Source organism: Sphingopyxis sp. 113P3 (assembly GCF_001278035.1).
In the GTDB taxonomy this organism is placed as follows: domain Bacteria; phylum Pseudomonadota; class Alphaproteobacteria; order Sphingomonadales; family Sphingomonadaceae; genus Sphingopyxis.
Genome location: NZ_CP009452.1, coordinates 4,262,088 through 4,278,078, shown reverse-complemented (window position 1 = coordinate 4,278,078; position 15,991 = coordinate 4,262,088). Strand labels below are relative to the sequence as shown.

General features: G+C 64.4%; 20 protein-coding genes. 6 read left to right on the top strand and 14 right to left on the bottom strand.

The window, feature by feature from the left end; translation table 11 throughout:
• Positions 1-138 precede the first annotated feature (138 nt).
• Genes LH20_RS20710 through dapD form a run of 3 tightly spaced genes read left to right on the top strand, consistent with a single transcriptional unit; the run spans position 139 to position 2,198 of the window.
• Positions 139-642 carry a DNA-deoxyinosine glycosylase gene (locus LH20_RS20710; RefSeq protein WP_053555851.1) on the top strand — a complete coding sequence of 168 codons (504 nt, stop codon included), beginning with the start codon at positions 139-141 and terminating at the stop codon, positions 640-642.
• A 39-nt stretch (positions 643-681) separates the two neighbouring features.
• The gene (locus LH20_RS20705; RefSeq protein ID WP_053555850.1) at positions 682-1,359 is read left to right on the top strand and encodes a pyrimidine 5'-nucleotidase; all 678 of its coding nucleotides are present in this window, start codon (positions 682-684) and stop codon (positions 1,357-1,359) included.
• Positions 1,356-2,198: a 2,3,4,5-tetrahydropyridine-2,6-dicarboxylate N-succinyltransferase gene (gene dapD, locus LH20_RS20700; RefSeq protein ID WP_053555849.1), complete on the top strand. Its 843-nt coding sequence runs from the start codon at positions 1,356-1,358 to the stop codon at positions 2,196-2,198. Before LH20_RS20705 ends, dapD begins: the two co-directional genes overlap by 4 nt.
• On the opposite strand, the gene LH20_RS20695 is transcribed toward dapD, so the two are convergent.
• Both LH20_RS20695 and gpmA read right to left on the bottom strand, forming a co-directional pair.
• The gene (locus LH20_RS20695) at positions 2,176-4,080 is read right to left on the bottom strand and encodes a DUF3857 domain-containing protein (protein WP_235527051.1); all 1,905 of its coding nucleotides are present in this window, start codon (positions 4,078-4,080) and stop codon (positions 2,176-2,178) included. The genes dapD and LH20_RS20695 overlap by 23 nt on opposite strands.
• Positions 4,081-4,300: 220 nt before the next feature.
• Positions 4,301-4,987, bottom strand: coding sequence for a 2,3-diphosphoglycerate-dependent phosphoglycerate mutase (gene gpmA, locus LH20_RS20690; protein WP_053555848.1), 687 nt, complete (start codon positions 4,985-4,987; stop codon positions 4,301-4,303).
• A gap of 189 nt (positions 4,988-5,176) precedes the next feature.
• Between gpmA and LH20_RS20685 the strand changes: the two genes are divergently transcribed.
• Positions 5,177-5,632 (top strand): Hsp20 family protein, encoded by a 456-nt coding sequence (locus tag LH20_RS20685; protein WP_053555847.1) that lies wholly within the window; start codon positions 5,177-5,179, stop codon positions 5,630-5,632.
• A 67-nt stretch (positions 5,633-5,699) separates the two neighbouring features.
• Here the strand turns inward: LH20_RS20685 and LH20_RS20680 are convergent, their stop codons facing one another.
• The 12 genes from LH20_RS20680 to LH20_RS20625 form a co-directional block, all read right to left on the bottom strand.
• Complete coding sequence (locus tag LH20_RS20680) at positions 5,700-6,167, bottom strand: GNAT family N-acetyltransferase (RefSeq protein WP_200905407.1); 468 nt, start codon at positions 6,165-6,167, stop codon at positions 5,700-5,702.
• The gene (locus LH20_RS20675; RefSeq protein ID WP_053555846.1) at positions 6,164-7,273 is read right to left on the bottom strand and encodes a M14 family metallopeptidase; all 1,110 of its coding nucleotides are present in this window, start codon (positions 7,271-7,273) and stop codon (positions 6,164-6,166) included. Before LH20_RS20675 ends, LH20_RS20680 begins: the two co-directional genes overlap by 4 nt.
• Entirely contained in the window at positions 7,270-7,902 is a 633-nt protein-coding gene (locus LH20_RS20670; protein WP_053556421.1) for a DUF4136 domain-containing protein, read from the bottom strand. The genes LH20_RS20675 and LH20_RS20670 overlap by 4 nt, the downstream gene beginning before the upstream one ends.
• Positions 7,903-8,022: 120 nt before the next feature.
• Positions 8,023-8,697 carry a cell wall hydrolase gene (locus tag LH20_RS20665; protein WP_053555845.1) on the bottom strand — a complete coding sequence of 225 codons (675 nt, stop codon included), beginning with the start codon at positions 8,695-8,697 and terminating at the stop codon, positions 8,023-8,025.
• Between the two features lie 194 nt (positions 8,698-8,891).
• Positions 8,892-9,230, bottom strand: coding sequence for a DUF1491 family protein (locus tag LH20_RS20660; RefSeq protein ID WP_053555844.1), 339 nt, complete (start codon positions 9,228-9,230; stop codon positions 8,892-8,894).
• A gap of 21 nt (positions 9,231-9,251) precedes the next feature.
• The gene (locus LH20_RS20655) at positions 9,252-9,716 is read right to left on the bottom strand and encodes a PTS sugar transporter subunit IIA (protein ID WP_053555843.1); all 465 of its coding nucleotides are present in this window, start codon (positions 9,714-9,716) and stop codon (positions 9,252-9,254) included.
• A gap of 152 nt (positions 9,717-9,868) precedes the next feature.
• Positions 9,869-10,441, bottom strand: coding sequence for a ribosome hibernation-promoting factor, HPF/YfiA family (hpf, locus tag LH20_RS20650; protein WP_053555842.1), 573 nt, complete (start codon positions 10,439-10,441; stop codon positions 9,869-9,871).
• A gap of 47 nt (positions 10,442-10,488) precedes the next feature.
• A complete protein-coding gene (gene dnaQ / locus LH20_RS20645) occupies positions 10,489-11,190 on the bottom strand; it encodes a DNA polymerase III subunit epsilon (RefSeq protein ID WP_053555841.1) in 702 nt (233 codons plus the stop codon).
• Positions 11,191-11,209: 19 nt separating this feature from the next.
• Entirely contained in the window at positions 11,210-11,833 is a 624-nt protein-coding gene (gene coaE / locus LH20_RS20640) for a dephospho-CoA kinase (RefSeq protein WP_083455526.1), read from the bottom strand.
• Positions 11,830-12,645: a shikimate dehydrogenase family protein gene (locus tag LH20_RS20635; RefSeq protein WP_053555840.1), complete on the bottom strand. Its 816-nt coding sequence runs from the start codon at positions 12,643-12,645 to the stop codon at positions 11,830-11,832. Before LH20_RS20635 ends, coaE begins: the two co-directional genes overlap by 4 nt.
• On the bottom strand, positions 12,642-13,241 hold the full coding sequence (locus LH20_RS20630; RefSeq protein WP_083455525.1) for a Maf family protein: 600 nt from the start codon (positions 13,239-13,241) through the stop codon (positions 12,642-12,644). The genes LH20_RS20635 and LH20_RS20630 overlap by 4 nt, the downstream gene beginning before the upstream one ends.
• The gene (locus tag LH20_RS20625) at positions 13,238-14,050 is read right to left on the bottom strand and encodes a pyruvate, water dikinase regulatory protein (RefSeq protein WP_053555839.1); all 813 of its coding nucleotides are present in this window, start codon (positions 14,048-14,050) and stop codon (positions 13,238-13,240) included. Before LH20_RS20625 ends, LH20_RS20630 begins: the two co-directional genes overlap by 4 nt.
• A gap of 339 nt (positions 14,051-14,389) precedes the next feature.
• Here LH20_RS20625 and hemE point away from each other — a divergent pair, with 339 nt between their 5' ends.
• Together hemE and LH20_RS20615 are read left to right on the top strand one after the other, a co-directional pair.
• The gene (gene hemE / locus LH20_RS20620) at positions 14,390-15,418 is read left to right on the top strand and encodes a uroporphyrinogen decarboxylase (RefSeq protein WP_053555838.1); all 1,029 of its coding nucleotides are present in this window, start codon (positions 14,390-14,392) and stop codon (positions 15,416-15,418) included.
• A 3-nt stretch (positions 15,419-15,421) separates the two neighbouring features.
• The gene (locus tag LH20_RS20615; protein ID WP_442800441.1) at positions 15,422-15,871 is read left to right on the top strand and encodes a CopD family protein; all 450 of its coding nucleotides are present in this window, start codon (positions 15,422-15,424) and stop codon (positions 15,869-15,871) included.
• Positions 15,872-15,991 lie beyond the last annotated feature (120 nt).

Sequence of the window (15,991 nt, the reverse complement as noted above, 5' to 3'; positions counted from 1 at the left end):
GCAATGTTCAAGCGCTGTTGTGACTCGAAACCGATGGAAGTCCGCCGCTTTCGAACGGGGCGCCCCTAGCGGCGATTCCCCTGCCGGTCAAGGCCGAAGCAGCTTGCAGCGCACGAATCCGCCCGATAGCGAAGGGCGATGCCCGCTGTCCGCCACGCCAGCTTCGCCCCGCATGTCGCATCCGACGCCCGGCTGCTGATTCTCGGCAGCCTGCCCGGCGCCCGCTCGCTCGCTGCGCGGCAATATTATGCCCATCCAACGAACCAGTTCTGGCGGCTGCTCGGCGCCGTCACCAGGCTCCCCCTCGCGTCGCTCTCCTACGAGGACCGCCTCGCCCAACTCGCCGCGGCGCGGATCGGCCTCTGGGACGTGATCCGCACAGCCGCGCGCCGAACCAGCAGCGACGGCGACATCCGCGATGCCGAGGTGCACGATCTTCCGGAGTTGGTCCAAATGCTGCCGGATCTGTGCATGATCGCCTTTAACGGCGGCAAGGCCGCAGCGATCGGACGGCGTCAATTGTCTACCACCGCCCGATCCATCATGCTGATTGACCTCCCCTCGAGCAGCGCCGCACACACGATCGGCTTCGACGCAAAACTGGCCCGATGGATGCGGCTGCGCGAGGCACTAGGCGGCTGATGCTTGCCGCAGCGGACCCGAGCTTTTAATCGGTGCGCCATGTTTCCCCGCATCGACCATATCGACAGCTGGATCTTTGATCTCGACAATACGCTCTATCCGCCGTCGGCGAAGCTGTTCGACCTGATCGACGATCGCATGGGCGCCTTCATCATGCGGCTGCTCGGCTGCGATGCCGAGGAGGCTCGGCGGGTGCAGAAGGGTTATTTCCACGATCATGGTACAACGATGGCGGGGCTGATGCGTCACCACGGCGTCGATCCCGAGCATTTCCTCACCGACGTCCACGCGATCGCGCTCGACCGCATCGCACCCGATGCGCGGCTACGCGCAGGGCTCGAGCGCTTGCCGGGGCGGCGGTTTGTCTTCACCAACGCCGACGCCGACTATGCCGCGCGGGTGCTCGATGCGCGCGGGATCGCCGACCTGTTTGACGGGATCTGCGACATCCGCATCACAGCCTATACCCCCAAGCCCGAGGCCGCGGCCTATGCGGCGATGGTCGGGCATCTCGGCATTGACCCGGCGAAGAGCCTGTTCGTCGAAGATATGGCGCGCAATCTCTCCCCGGCCAAGGCGCTGGGAATGACCACCGTGTGGCTGGACAATGGCAGCGAAAGCGGCCATCGCGACCACCGGCCGGAGCATGTCGACTTTCACGTCAACGACATCGGCGCCTGGCTCGACAGCTTGCCTTTACCCTGGGGATTTTCATGACGAGTGACCTGCAGACGACGATCGAAGCCGCTTGGGATGTCCGCGACACGCTGGGGGTGGCGACGCAGGGGCCAGTGCGCGAGGCGGTCGCGGCGGCGCTCGCGGGACTCGACGACGGCAGCCTTCGCGTGGCAGAGCGTGACGTCGCCGGCGCATGGCAGGTGAACCAGTGGCTGAAAAAGGCGGTGCTGCTCTCGTTCCGCCTCAACGACCTGGCGATCATCGAGGGCGGGCCCGACGGCGCGACCTGGTGGGACAAGGTTCCATCCAAATTCGCGGGCTGGCGCGAGAACCGCTTTCGCGATGCGGGCTTCCGAGCGGTGCCCGGCGCGATCGTGCGCCACGGCGCGCATATCGGCAGGGGGGCGGTGCTGATGCCGAGCTTCGTCAATATCGGCGCCCGCGTCGGCGAGGGAACGATGATCGACACATGGGCGACGGTAGGAAGCTGCGCGCAGATCGGCGCGAACGTCCATCTGTCGGGCGGCGCCGGGATCGGCGGCGTTCTCGAACCCTTGCAGGCTGGCCCGGTCGTGATCGAGGACGGCGCCTTCATCGGCGCGCGCGCCGAAGTCGCCGAGGGCGTGATCGTGCGCGAGGGCGCGGTGCTGTCGATGGGTGTCTATCTCGGCGCCTCGACCAAGATCGTCGACCGCGCGACCGGCGAGGTCGTCATCGGCGAAGTCCCGCCCTATGCCGTCGTCGTCCCCGGCTCGCTACCTGGCAAGCCGCTCCCCGACGGAACGCCCGGGCCGTCGCTCTATTGCGCGGTGATCGTGAAACGCGTGGACGCGCAGACCCGCGCCAAGACGGGGATCAACGAGCTTCTGCGCGATTGATCGTAGCCGGCGACAGGCAGGGAACGATGTCGGCGGTCCAGTCAATGTCGTAGGTGGCAGGTACAAGCTGGCGCGCGGGGCTGGGAGCAGCCCCACCCAGCGGATCGTAAAAGATCCAGCCCTTGCTGTTGTCAAAGTCGGCAATCCGTCCGTTATCGCGTCGCGCGCTAGCCGCATCGATTTCCCGTTTCTCGACGCGAAGGCCGCGTACCATGCGGATCGACCCGTCGCGATTATCGAACGCGCGATAATAGTTTTTCCCGAAGATTCGAGTGTCAAATCCGGACTTGAACGTCCAATCGGCCGCCTTGGTGGTGGATGGAAAGCGGACCGTCGTCACTCGGCAATCAAATTCAGGGGCGTTGTAGTAAGGAAGATCCTGATTCTGTTCGGGCGGGCGTACACGCTTCTCGGGCGGATTGAAGCCTCCGCCCGGCAGCGCAAGCGACCGGGCCCCGCCGCCGTCATTTTCCCAGTCGACCTCCCAGGTACCCACGATCTTCAACACGCTCGCCCGGGCCTTTTGATCATAATGCCATTCGGCTTCGTCGACCGTTTGCCAGGTGCTGCCGACCATTTCCCGGCGTAACACCCCGAGCAACTGGTCTGCGGTCAGGCTCGACATCTGCACTTGCTGCTGCAGACCCGCGATGCCCCGGCTGATGACGGTGTTCGTCACACGCGCTGGCTTGTCGAAGCCCGCTCGCGCGTCGATTTCGTAGAGCGTGAGCTCATCCGGTGTGCCGGCGGGCCGCCATTCACGTTTCTCGAGCGTACCGCCGCGCGCCTTCAGTGGCAGAACCCAACGATAATCAATGACCGGTTCGGTCGACGGAGTCGCCACCGGCGGCATCGTTCCGTCCAGCCAATAGGACGTACCTTCGATTCGCGCGCGCACGAGGACATGATCGAAGAGACTGGGGTTCGGCAGCCGTTCGTCGAAACCATCATCATTCCCCTGATTGTTCACGACGACCGCCTCTGCCTCGATCCCGAGTTCCGCGAGCAGGCCCAGCAAGAGCGCGGTCTTGCCTTTGCAATCGCCATAGCGGCGCTTCCAGGTTTCGTCCGCGGCGGCGGGGGTCAGATTACCGTTTCCCAGCCCCACGTAGATATAACGCACATCCTGCTGAACCAGCTTGAGCGCCGCGGCCGCCCGGTCGAGCGGGCGCGCGTGCGCGTGGGCGATTCGGCGCGCCTCGGCCTTGAGCGGCGAGCCCTCGGGAATGTGCGCGGCTTTGGCGTAAAGCGGGGCGAAATGCCGCGATACGGTCGCCCAATCCGGGAAATCGCTATACTCGACCACCCGTTGCCACTGGTAGCGCGCAGGCGCGTCCTTCGGCGGGACCAGCGTTTCCGGATTGTCAAAAAGGAAATCAATGCTGCGGTCACCGTTCCGCGCAGCCGCCGCCATGTAGGGGGTCATCCGGATACCGGGCTTCTGGCCCTCGTCCCAGCTCACGCCCATCCGGATACGGCCAGGCTGTGGATTGGGAAGAAGGACAAGGAGACCTGAATCCTGCTTGGCGAGCGTGGGATCGCTTGTCCGTGTGGTGAGGCCGACTTCAAGCTCGTCGCCGACGCGCAGGTCTGGCACACGCAATACGGCGGTCAACTCGCCGTCGAGCATGGCCGCCTCGAGCTGATCCTCGCGGCGCAGGATCTCAAAGGATGCGTCCTTGAGCACGTCGATCGTCTCGCCGTCGCGGTGCACGTTGATCATGTGTACGACGGGCGGGCCCGAGGCGGGGTTCCAGGCGATCGAGATATTGCCCAGTTGGAGCGCATTGGGATGCAGAATCCGCATCCGGTATCCCAGATAGTGCGCCTGCCCCTCATCGTCGAGATGCGCCAGAATATCTTGGCGACGAACGAAAAGCATCCCGCTCACCCCATCAGGGACGGGCATCAGCTCCGACGGGACCACCCAGTCCGGCGCGGGTCCCCGTTTAACCTGGTCGTCCTCAGCCTTTGCCCCATTTGCTAGCGCAAGCGCGAGCGCGAGCCCTATCCAACCCCTCTTGCCCAAATCGGTCCCCCCGTAATTTCCTGACATCATGTCGAAAATTTGCCCGAGCGCAAGGGGAGGCTAAAAATGGGTCCTAGCGCTCGTTCAGATAATAGCGCTCGCGGGCGCTCAGATCGTCATGGAGCTCATAAACGATCGGTTGACCTGTCGGGATTTCGAGACCCGTGATGTCGGCGTCCGAAATGCCCGAGAGATGCTTGACCAGCGCGCGCAGGCTATTGCCGTGCGCCGAGATCAGCACTGTCTTTCCCGCCCGCAGTTCGGGCGCAATCGCCCTTTCATAATAAGGGAGGACGCGGGCAATCGTGTCCTTCAGGCTTTCGGTCGCGGGGACCTCGATGCCCGCATAGCGCGGGTCGCCAGCGAGGTCATAGGGCGAACCCGCGTCGAGGGGCGGCGGCGGCGTATCGAAGCTGCGGCGCCAGATCTTCACCTGCTCGTCGCCGTGCTTCGCCGCGGTCTCGGCCTTGTCGAGTCCGGTGAGGCCGCCATAGTGACGTTCGTTGAGATGCCAGTCCTTCGTCACGGGCAACCACAACCGCCCCATCGCCTCAAGCGCGAGGTTCAGCGTCTTGATCGCGCGCGTCTGAACCGAAGTGAAACAGGTCGCCGGGGCGATCCCCTTCGCCTTCATCAACTCGCCCGCGGTCCATGCCTCTGCGGCACCCTTTTCGGTAACGTCGACGTCCCACCAGCCGGTGAAGCGATTTTCGAGATTCCATTGCGACTGGCCGTGACGAATGAGGATGAGCTGCGGCATGAGCGGTCCTTTGGCAGGAGGGGATTCGCCGCCCTTTAGCCGGGCTTTCTCCCGAAGGCCAACACCCCTCTTGAAATGGTTTCTGTGGTTACCAGATTGGCGTCATCCGGCCGCCGCTACGGGGCCGGAGGAGGCTGCGGCACGGTGCCGCTGCCCCATGACTTCGCTTTTTGAAGGAAGGAATGAACCATGCGTAACAGTTTTGACTGGACCCCCTATCGCCGCTCCACTGTCGGCTTCGACCGGTTGTTCGACTTTCTCGAAAACACGGGCTCGGCGGACAATTACCCCCCGTTCGATATTGAGAAGATCGCCGACGACCACTTCCGCATCACGGTCGCGGTCGCGGGCTTCAAGAATGACGAGATCGATATCACCGCCCAGCAGAACATGCTGACCGTCAGCGGACGCAAGGCGGCAGCGAAGGAAGGTGAAGAGCGCAAGCTGCTCTATAGCGGCATCGCGACGCGCGCATTCGAGCGCCGCTTCCAGCTCGCCGATTTCGTGCGCGTCGAAGGCGCCGACCTCGCCGACGGGCTCCTCACAATCGACCTGGTGCGCGAAGTGCCCGAGGCGATGAAGCCGCACAAGATTGCCATCGGCGGCACGCAGCCTGTGCTCGAGGACAAGAAGAAGGCCGCCTGACGCGCCTCCCTTCGAGCAGTCTGATGATGAACGGGGTCCGGTTAGCTGCCGGATCCCGTTTGTGCCTCTAGAGCGGCCGCGTCATGAAGCGACTGAACGGGTCGGGGCGGTAGTCGGCAAAAGGCTCGCATTCAACGAAGCCGTGACGGCGGTAAAGCGCATGTGCGGGCTCGAAGGCGGCGCCTGACCCTGTCTCGAGACTCAACCGCTCGAGTCCCCGCGCTTTGGCCTCCGTCATGATGTGGGCCAGCATGCGGGCTGCAACGCCGCGGCGCAGGAAGGCATCGGCGGTGCGCATCGACTTGACCTCGCCGTGGCGCGCATCGAGCATCTTGAGCGCGCCGCAGCCTGCAAGCTTCTCGTCCAGATGAATCGACCAGAAGGTGACGCCCGGCGTCTTCAACCCCTCGAAATCGAGGAAATGACAGCTTCCAGCTGGCGAATTCGCGAGCATCCCCGCGAAATGCCGCTCGAGGAGCGCACGGATCGCAGCGCCCGACAGATCGTCCTCGACGATCCGCCAGGCGGCGCTCACAGCATCTGGTCCAGCGTCTGAAGGCAGGCGTGCGCGAGCAGCTTGGAGCGTTCGGGCGACCAGCCCGCAACAGGATCCGGCAAGTCGCGATTGTCCTTGAACGGCATTTCGAGCGTCATCGACACCGCGCCGAAGCGTTCGGCGAGCTGAGTGGTCGACATCGTCAAATTCGCCTGGCCGGGCGCCGACTGTTCATAGCCGAGCTCAATCTGGAAATCGGGGCTGTTCTTCGCGAGTGCGGCCTGGAAGGCGAGAAACTTTGCCATCTGCTCGCCTTTCAGCGATGGAATCCCCTCGAACCCTGCAAGAAAGACCGCGGGAATCGCTTCGTCGCCGTGGACGTCCATCGCCCAGTCGACCCCGCTCTCGTCCATTGCGCCTCGCACGCACAGAACCTCCGGACTGCGCTCCGCCGAAGGATCGTGCCACTCGCGGTTGAGGTTCACGCCCGCATAGTTGGTGCGCAGATGGCCGCGGCGCGAGCCATCGGGATTCATGTTCGGGACAATGTGCAACCGGCACTTCTGCCGCAGCGAGCGAGCATGCGGATCGGCAGGATCGGTCAGCTTCTCAAGCGCGCCTTCCATCCACCATTCTGCCATGCTTTCGCCGGGGTGCTGGCGCGCATAGAGCCAGACCTGAACCGGCCCCGTACCCATTTCGAGGCAGTCGATCGGCTGGCCTTCAAGGCTGGTGCCGAGACAGCGATGGGTAACGCCTTCGCATTCGGCGACCGAGGCGACGAGATCATGATGCCGCTCCATCGAATAGGGCGCAAAATAGGCGATCCACAAAAGCGGACTTTCGGCGGTGTGCCGGATGGTGAGTGTGCCGTCAGCATATTCGGTGTCGAGACGGAACCAGTTTTCGCGGTCGGTACTTGCGCAGGCAGCATAGCCCGGCCAGCCATCGGGATAGGCCGAACCCGCAAGGCCTGCGATGGCAAGTTCAAGTTCATCGCCGACCGCGCAGGCCACGCGAAAGTGAAACCATTGATAGAAGTCGGATTCGCGATCCTTGCGGATCGAAAGGCGGGCGGCCGTCCCGTCGAGCGACTCCACGACGATGTTGCCGCTATCGAAGGCGGCGTTGATGCTGATTGTCATGGTACGCTGATAGTGCGTCCGGATTCGCCGGGGAAGTCCTTGAATAAGGCTTCGGCCAATTTGGCGGCGGCGAGCGACGGTTGCGCGGCCGGGGCCTTTACCGGCACCGCGGAAATCGCACGGCCTTCCCACAAGGCGCGGCCCGTTGCAGCATCGTCGAGCCGCACGGTCAGCTGCAGATCCTGCATCTGGCGCGGCCCGCCGCCCAGATTGAAGCCGATACCAAGCCCGACGCCCGAGCCGTAGCTGCCGGTAGAACCGCCGACGCCGACCGAAACAGGCGAGCGCTTTCCCGCCGCCGCGTGATCACTGCGCTCAAATCCGATGCGGACCTTGATTGGGGCGGTGCTTTCACCCGCGCCTTCGGCAGCGACGAGGCCCTGCAGCTGCAATTGGCGCTCAACCGCCATGCGATAACTGTTCCATTCAAGCGACGGCTGGCCGCCGGGGCTCATGGCGGCCGGATCGGCGATCGGCGCGCTGTCGACGACATAGCGCGTCCCCGGCGCCCAGCCCGCTGGCGCAGCGGTGTGGAAGCGCGTGACCTCGAAAGGCGGAACGGGGGTGGCGCAGGCCCCGAGAGCGAGCGTGGCGGGGCCGAGCAAAACGGCGGAAAGATGGCGCATCATGAGTTCATGATGCGCCAGAGAAGCTGGCTTGGCAATGAACGGTGCGCACTGCCGCAGCGGCGGCGCCGGGCCGGTCCAGCTCGGCACGCAGGCCGGTTCCACAGCCGTGAACCCGGCAACTCAGCGATAGAAGATATGGTTGTCGATCTGCGCGACGCGCGTCTTGCGCCAGCCCGGCGAGACATAGCGCGCGTGGAAGAAAAGCGCACCGGGCGCCCTGGTCTTCCAGCGGTCGTCGCGCGCGATCTGTGCGATCGCTAGCGCATTGCGCCACTGGAGGCTCGATTCGCGGATCTTCGGCATCTTGCCCTGCCGCACGAAGCTGAATTGGCTGCGCTGATGGACCACGCCGCAATAGCTTGCAGGGAAGCGGCCCGACTCGGCCCGATTGATGATCACATGCGCGACAGCGAGCTGGCCGGCGAGCGATTCGCCACGCGATTCAAAATAGACCGCTCCGGCAAGACAGCGCAGTTCGCGGTCAATGGTCGCGGGGGGCGGGGTCGCATCGACGAGCGCCGCAAGCGTTGCGGCGGTAACCGGCTTGTCCGCCGCATCGCTGTGTGCTGCGGGCTGCTCGGGGGTCTTGGCATTCACGTCGAGCGGGATTTCGGTCGGGGTCGACGGGTCGGCGGTTTCAGCCGATGGGCGCGTCTCGGCGCCCGGAAGGATGATGGTCGGGGTGTTGGCGTCGGCGCCAAGGCCGGTTGCGAAACCGGGTTCGGCCAGCAGCAGCAGGGGAACCACGGTCAGGCCCACGGCAGCCATGCTGGCGGCGTTCAAAATGCGACTCATATTTTCCGTCAAAAGGGCGGCTGATGGACCGGAACTTTCAAGACAGGCGGGAGCTATGCTGTATGCCGCCTGCGGTCATCATCCGACTGCGTGTCCGAACCGTTGAGCCGGAATTTCAGGGCAAAGCCCGAAAATCCGCGGGACGACCTACGCGTTACTGAGGTGCGCGCCAGCTATTGTGCGGCGCAGCAATGTCAAGCAAGTGCGCCCCATTCAGCGACGAGTCGTGGCGCATCCGCGATATCCAGTTCAATGACCCACAGGTCGGGATCGGCCCTGCGGCGCCGCTCGACATAGGCAGACTGCGCTTGCGAATTCGCGGGATCTTCGGGCCCGACCGCATCCCAGATATAGTCGCCACCTGGCGTGAAGCGCCGCTCGAGAAGGGGTCCCGCGGCGCTGCGGTCTCGGCACTGAACAAGAATATTTCCGGCCCGCTCATCGCCCGCCGCGAGCACGGCGGCGAATCCCCCCGCGGCCTCCGCCCGGCGGAGGAGCAAGTCGACGAGGAAACGGCTCGTCAGCCGGCTCACGGGTGTATCGCAGGCGCGGCGTCAGGCCGCGTCACGCGTTTCGGAATCGGCAAGCAGCGCATAGAGCGCCTCGTCGCTCTTCGCGCCGCGCAGCCGCTCGGCCACGGCTTCGTTACGCAGCATCCGAGACACGCCCGCGAGTGCCTTCAGATGATCGGCCCCCGCATCGAGCGGCGACAGGATCACGAAGAGGAGGTCGACAGGGAGCCCGTCAACAGCCTGGAAATCGATGGGCTTTGCAAGCTGCAGAAACAGGCCGCGTACTCCCGTGAGATCGGCGAGCTTTGCGTGGGGCAGCGCGATGCCGCGCCCGAATCCCGTCGAGCCGAGCCGCTCGCGTTCGAGCAGCGCTTCGGCAACTTCGCCAGCGTCAAGGCCGAGCGAGCGGCTCGCGAGATCGCCGACGAACGGGAAAAGCGCCTTCTTCGAATCGAGCTGCACATGCGCACGCACGGTCGCAGGATAGAGGAGAGAGGATAGGTTCATGGGTCTGGTCAAATCTGTCAAAGCGTCGGGACGAGCCGCCCGATTCATCGGTTGGCGATCGGTCGCGGATCGGTCGTGGCAGGCCCGCCATCCAGGCATTGGGCGTCAATGGGCGCGGCCCTTAGGACGGATGGCGGAGAAAATCCAGCCCCCTATTGCGGTTCGACCCAGCCGATCGTGCCGTCGCGGCGCCGATACACCATATTATGAGCGCCGGTCCGGCCGTTGACGAACAGCAGTGCATTGGTATCGCGCAGGTCGAGCATCATCACCGCATCCGATACGCTTGCCGTGGGAATATCGACGCGCGTTTCTGCGACAATCGCCGGCGCGTCGCCCGGTTCCTCATCCTCGCTGCCGACGTCGAAGACGGTATAGCTTGCATTATCCTGAATCTCGTCGAGGGTCGCGGACGGCTGGCTGGGACTGCTCTTGTCCTTGAGCCGTCGCATATAGCGGCGCAGCTGTTTCTCGATGCGCTCGGCCGCACCCTCGAACGCGACGTGCGCGTCCTGCGCCTGGCCGTGCCCCTTGAGGACAAGCCCCTGCATCACGTGCGCGACAATGTCGCACTGGAAGCTGTCATGCGGGCCTTTCCCAAAGATCGCGTGCGCCCCAATCGCCCGCGAGAAATATTTGTCGGCAATCGCGTTCATCCGGTCCGACACATGCGCCTGCAGCGCTTCGCCGGTTTCGATCTGGTGGCCAGAGACGCGGATTTCCATTGCTCTTCTCCTTCGAGGGTCTCAGCGGCCGCCGCCGGAGGCGGCCGTCACGGACTATCGTGCCACAATGGCTGGTGCAGTGTGGCCACGAATTCTGCATGACGCGCGAGCTCGGCGGGAGTTGCGGCGTGCGGCCGCGGCTCACGGAACGGACGGGACGGAGCGGCTGCGCTGCCGGGCAGCATCACGGTCGTGCGGCCGCTTATAGCCGTGCTCGCCGCAAGCCCCAGGCCGATCTGCCGGCCGCCGGTCATTTCAATGTAGAGATGTGCAAGCAGCTCGGCGTCGAGCAGCGCGCCATGCTTGACGCGATGACTGCGATCGATCCCGTAGCGGGTGCAGAGTGCGTCAAGGCTGTGCTTTGCCCCGGGATGCAGCTTGCGCGCCATCTGCACCGTGCAGCACATACGCGTCATATCGAGCAGGGGCCGGCCTGCGCGTTCGAGCTCGGCGTTGATAAATCCGAAGTCGAACGCGGCATTGTGAGCGACCATCGGCGCATCGCCCAAAAACGCAAGCAGCTCGTCGGCGCGTTCCGCGAACAGCGGCTTGTCGGAAAGAAACTGGATCGACAGGCCGTGGACGGCTTCGGCTTCCGCCGGCATGTCGCGTTCGGGGTGGAAATAGGCGTGGAAGGTCCGCCCCGATTCGCGGCGGTCGATCAGTTCGACACATCCGATTTCGACCAACCGGTGTCCGGATCGAGGATCGAGTCCCGTCGTTTCGGTATCGAAAATAATCTCACGCATCGAAGCTTCAATCTGGACCTTATCGGGCGCGGAAACAAGAGGTGATGGCGCGAATCTGGCGATGCGTCTCGCTTTTGGGGCGCCCGGTTTCGATCACGAAATCGGCGCGCGCACGCTTGACACGGTCGGGCACCTGAAGCGCGCGGATTGCCTTGAACTTTGCCTTGCTCATACCGGGTCGGCGCAGGACGCGGCGACGTTGAACCCAGAGCGGCGCCGAGACCACGGCGACCGCCCCGACGCGGCGAAAACCGCCTTTTTCGAAGAGCAGGGGAATGTCGAGAACGACAACGTCGCGCGCGCGGTGACGCGAGAGAAAGCGCTTCTGCGCGCGCGCGACCGCTGGATGAATGATCGCCTCAAGCGCGGCGAGTTCGTGGCGGTTTCCCAGTACGCGCGCGCCGAGCTTTTGCCGATCGACGCCCTGTGCCCCGGTGGTGCCGGGAAAGCGCGCCTCGATCGCGCCAACGAGCGCGCCGCCCGGTCCCTGCAGCCGATGGACCTCGGCATCGGCGTCAAAGACGGGCACGCCTTCGCGCTCGAACATGGCCGCAGCCGCGGACTTTCCCATGCCGATCGATCCGGTGAGCCCGAGAATGAAGGGGCGGCGAAGCCGCGATGCGGGCCGCTTATAGTGGGTCACGCGCTGAGCAACGCGCGCAGTTCATCGTCGCGCCCTTCGGGCGGCGACTGGCCGAAAAACAGCTCGAAGGCGAGCGCGGCCTGGCCGATCAGCATGTCGAGCCCGTCAACATGATCGAGACCCCGCGCTTCGGCCGCCTGGAGCAGCCCTGTGCGCAGCGGGGAATAGACAAGGTCGTACACGATTGCCCCCTCGGGCAATGGAGCAAGGTCGAGATTCAGCGCCGGCTGGCCCGTCATGCCCAGACTGCTCGCATTGACCAGAAGCGCCGCGGGGGGCAGCGGTGCATCGAGCGCCGCGGCTTGGCCCTTGAGGCCGAAGGCCGAAAGCAGGCCCATCGCCTTGAGCGGGCTGCGTGCGAGCATGGTAACCGGACCGACGCCCGCACGCGCGAGCGCAAAGAGGACCGCGCGCGCGGCGCCTCCCGCTCCGACCACCACGACGGGTGCACCGGCAAGGTCGACTTCAGCGAGGGGCGCGAAGAATCCCGCAGCGTCGGTGTTGGTGCCGATCAGCGACCCGTCACTTTGGTGCACGACCGTGTTCATCGCGCCGATCGTACCCCGGATATTGCCGGGGTCATCGACCAGATCCATGATTGCCTGCTTGTGCGGCATGGTGACGTTGCAGCCGCGCCAGACGGGATCGGCGCGGCGGTCGTCGATATAGGCGGCGAGGTCCTCAGGTTTCACATGTGCGCGGTCGTAATGCCCGGCCAGGCCGAGAGCATCGAGCCAGAAGCCATGGATCAGCGGCGATTTCGACTGGGCGATCGGGTCGCCTATCACTTCGGCATAGGGGAGGCTGTTCATGAGCGGGCGAGTCCGGTCGCGCGCAGCCAGGCGAGCAGCGGAAGCATCGGCATGCCGACGATGGTCCAAGGGTCGCCCTCGACCCGATCGAACAATTGCACGCCCGCTCCCTCGATCTCATAACAGCCGACGGTCCAGCGGATGCTGTCCCATTCGCGGTTCACATAGTCCGCGATGAAGGCGTCCGACAAGGGGCGCATCCACAGCCTCGCCTCGCCAATCGCGCGCCACACCGGCGCGCCGTCGCGCGCGACCACTGCGGCGCTGAACAGGCGGTGGCGCCCCCCCGCCATTCGCCGCAGATGCTGCGCGGCTTCGTCGGGGCTTTCAGGCTTCGTGAGCATGGTCCCGTCGTCGAGCGCGAGCGTCGAATCGGCGCCGATCACGGTAACGCCCGGAAGCCGCGAGGAAATCTTGACGGCCTTCGCTTCGGCGAGCGCGTCGGCAATATTGCGGGGAGTGTGGCGGGCGGCGAGCAGCGCCGCCGTCATTGCCTCCTCGTCGACATGCGCGGCCGTCGTTTCGAAATCAAGCCCGGCGGCCCGGAGCATCGCGGCGCGGCCGCTGCTTTGCGAGGCGAGGACGAGCGCGCTCATCCCGCGGTCCGATCCTCGACCAGCTTGATGACCGCGGCGGCGGTTTCCTCGATTGATCGGCGCGTGACATCGATTACGGGCCAGCCATTGTCGGCGAACATGCGCCGCGCGTACGCGAGCTCGGCCTTGACGCGCTCTTCGTCGACATAGGCGGTCTCGGGTGCCTGGTTGAGCGACAGGAGGCGGTTGCGCCGCACCTGTACAAGCCGATCGATTCCCGTCGTCAACCCGACGACGAGGGGACGCTTCAGCGTAAAGAGCGTGTCGGGGGGCGGTGACTCCGGGACGATCGGGATGTTCGCGGTCTTGAAGCCGCGATTGGCGAGATAGATGCTCGTCGGCGTCTTCGATGTACGCGACACCCCCGCAAGAACAATGTCGGCCTGCTCCCAATTTTCCCAGCCGATACCGTCATCGTGCGCGACGGTGAACTGGATAGCCTCCACGCGGGCGAAGTAGGCGGCGTCGAGCACATGCTGCCGCCCCGGCCGCGCCTTCGCCTCTTGTCCGAGCATGCGCGAAAGCGCATCGGTGACGGCGTCGAGCGCCGGAACGGTCGGCAGGTTGAGAGTTGCAGCCCGCCGCTCAAGGCTCGCGCGCAGCTCGCCGTTGACGAGCGTGAAGAGGATCATGCCCGGGCTCGCCTGCACCTCGGCCATGATGCGATCGAGATGGGATTCGGATCGCACCATCGGCCAGAAATGACGCACCACCTCGACATCGTCGAACTGCGCAATCGCCGCCTTGGCAATATTTTCCAGCGTCTCGCCGGTGGAATCGGATATGAGGTGCAGGTGAAGGCGGCTCATCCTCCGAGCTTTCCGATGCACTGCATAAAAAGGCAAGCGGAGACGCGGGCCAAGCGCTGTGGATAAAATTGAGCACAAGCCGCGGGACAGGATCGGCAATCATGAATCATCCCGGCCGCTGCCGATTCCGTTCCACCCTTTGTCCACAGCAGGCAAATTTTATCCACAGGCTGTGAATTAGGCGAACGAAAGGGAGCGACTCTGTAGCAAGGGGCAGCCGATCGAAGAGTCAAGCTGTTGGCAAAGGCGGCGTGCGTGCCTAAAGCCGCGCTGTTCGACCGCCAACAACTACCGCAATCATTTTCTATATATGATTATGAAGATAGAAAGAGGGTCCGCGTGAAGGCGTCACCGAAGACTTTGCTGGCAACGCTGCGCGGAGTGCGGAACGAGCGGCCCGCGCTATGGCTGATGCGTCAGGCAGGACGCTATCTGCCTGAATATCGCGCGCTGCGGGAAACCAAGGGGGGTTTCCTCGAGCTCTGCTACGATTCCGAGGCGGCGGCCGAGGTGACGCTGCAGCCGATCCGGCGCTTCGGCTTCGATGGTGCGATCCTCTTTTCGGATATTCTCGTTGTCCCGCATGCGCTGGGGCAGAATCTTTGGTTCGAAGCGGGCGAGGGGCCCAGGCTCGCCCCGCCGCTGGTCGATGGCATTCTCGAAGCGCTCGAGGCGGCACCGCAACGGCTCGAACCCGTCTATGCCACCGTCGCGCGCGTCGCGGCGGCGCTGCCGCCCGAAACCAGCTTCCTTGGTTTTGCGGGAAGTCCCTGGACCGTTGCCACCTATATGGTCGCCGGCGCGGGATCGAAGGACCAGGCGGCCGCGCGGCGGCTCGCTTATGCCAACCCGTCCGCTTTCGACGCTCTGATCAACGCGATCGTCGATGTTACGGTGACTTACCTGTCCGGGCAGATCGAAAATGGTGTTGAGGCAGTTCAACTTTTCGACAGCTGGGCCGGGAGCCTCAGTCCAGCGCAGTTCGAACGCTGGGTGATCGCGCCGAACGCTCTTATCGTTCGCAGGCTGAAGGCGCTCCACCCCGACACGCCGGTCATCGGCTTTCCGAAAGGTGCGGGTGGCAAGCTGGCGGCCTATGCAAACGAAACGGGGGTCGCTGCGATCGGGCTTGACGAGACGGTCGATCCCGGCTGGGCCGACGCAGTGCTGCCGCCGCACCTGCCCGTGCAGGGCAATCTAGATCCCTTGGCGCTCGTCGCCGGTGGCGCGGCGCTCGATGCAGCGATCGATCGCATCCTTGCAGCTTTCCCCGCGCGCCCCCATATCTTCAACCTCGGGCACGGCATCGTTCCGGACACGCCGATCGCCCATGTCGAGCATCTGATCAGACGCGTTCGAGGCGGGTAGGTGATGACGGACTGGATCGGGTTTCTGGGGGTAACGATGCTTTGGGTGAAAGCGGCGCACGTGATTTTCGTCATCTTTCTGATGGCGGGCCTGTTCATGATGCCGCGCTTCTTTGTCTATCACCATCAATGCCCGGTGGGATCCGAAGAGGACAAGAAATGGATCGAGCGGGAGGATCGGCTGCGGCGCATCATCCTCAATCCGTCGATCATTCTCGTCTGGGTTCTGGGGCTGATGCTTGCGGTGAATGGCGGCTTTTGGTCAGAGGGATGGTTTCACGGCAAATTGCTGCTCGTCCTTCTGCTGTCGGGCTATCACGGATGGCTGGTCGGCTATTTCAAGAAACTGCGGCGCGGCGAACGCCCGCTGAGCGAAAGCCGGTTGCGGTTGCTTAACGAGGTTCCCGGAATCGCCGCGGCGATCATTGTCATATTGGTGATCGTTCGACCCTGACACTTCCCACGACGCAGCCCGATTGACTTGCACTGGCGTCGGTTATAGGGGCCGATCAACTCCCGCGCCCGCGCGGGCGGCGCGCCACCCGCGCCGCAGCTATCGAAACGGCCGTCCCCC

Excerpts from the sequence above, each read along its gene's own strand:
- LH20_RS20710 (WP_053555851.1), top strand. The coding sequence starts at position 139 with ATGCCCGCTGTCCGCCACGCCAGCTTCGCCCCGCATGTCGCATCCGAC.
- LH20_RS20705 (WP_053555850.1), top strand. The coding sequence starts at position 682 with ATGTTTCCCCGCATCGACCATATCGACAGCTGGATCTTTGATCTCGAC.
- dapD (WP_053555849.1), top strand. The coding sequence starts at position 1,356 with ATGACGAGTGACCTGCAGACGACGATCGAAGCCGCTTGGGATGTCCGC.
- LH20_RS20695 (WP_235527051.1), bottom strand. The coding sequence starts at position 4,080 with ATGCTTTTCGTTCGTCGCCAAGATATTCTGGCGCATCTCGACGATGAG.
- gpmA (WP_053555848.1), bottom strand. The coding sequence starts at position 4,987 with ATGCCGCAGCTCATCCTCATTCGTCACGGCCAGTCGCAATGGAATCTC.
- LH20_RS20685 (WP_053555847.1), top strand. The coding sequence starts at position 5,177 with ATGCGTAACAGTTTTGACTGGACCCCCTATCGCCGCTCCACTGTCGGC.
- LH20_RS20675 (WP_053555846.1), bottom strand. The coding sequence starts at position 7,273 with ATGACAATCAGCATCAACGCCGCCTTCGATAGCGGCAACATCGTCGTG.
- LH20_RS20670 (WP_053556421.1), bottom strand. The coding sequence starts at position 7,902 with ATGATGCGCCATCTTTCCGCCGTTTTGCTCGGCCCCGCCACGCTCGCT.
- LH20_RS20665 (WP_053555845.1), bottom strand. The coding sequence starts at position 8,697 with ATGAGTCGCATTTTGAACGCCGCCAGCATGGCTGCCGTGGGCCTGACC.
- LH20_RS20655 (WP_053555843.1), bottom strand. The coding sequence starts at position 9,716 with ATGAACCTATCCTCTCTCCTCTATCCTGCGACCGTGCGTGCGCATGTG.
- hpf (WP_053555842.1), bottom strand. The coding sequence starts at position 10,441 with ATGGAAATCCGCGTCTCTGGCCACCAGATCGAAACCGGCGAAGCGCTG.
- dnaQ (WP_053555841.1), bottom strand. The coding sequence starts at position 11,190 with ATGCGTGAGATTATTTTCGATACCGAAACGACGGGACTCGATCCTCGA.
- LH20_RS20635 (WP_053555840.1), bottom strand. The coding sequence starts at position 12,645 with ATGAACAGCCTCCCCTATGCCGAAGTGATAGGCGACCCGATCGCCCAG.
- LH20_RS20630 (WP_083455525.1), bottom strand. The coding sequence starts at position 13,241 with ATGAGCGCGCTCGTCCTCGCCTCGCAAAGCAGCGGCCGCGCCGCGATG.
- LH20_RS20625 (WP_053555839.1), bottom strand. The coding sequence starts at position 14,050 with ATGAGCCGCCTTCACCTGCACCTCATATCCGATTCCACCGGCGAGACG.
- LH20_RS20615 (WP_442800441.1), top strand. The coding sequence starts at position 15,422 with ATGACGGACTGGATCGGGTTTCTGGGGGTAACGATGCTTTGGGTGAAA.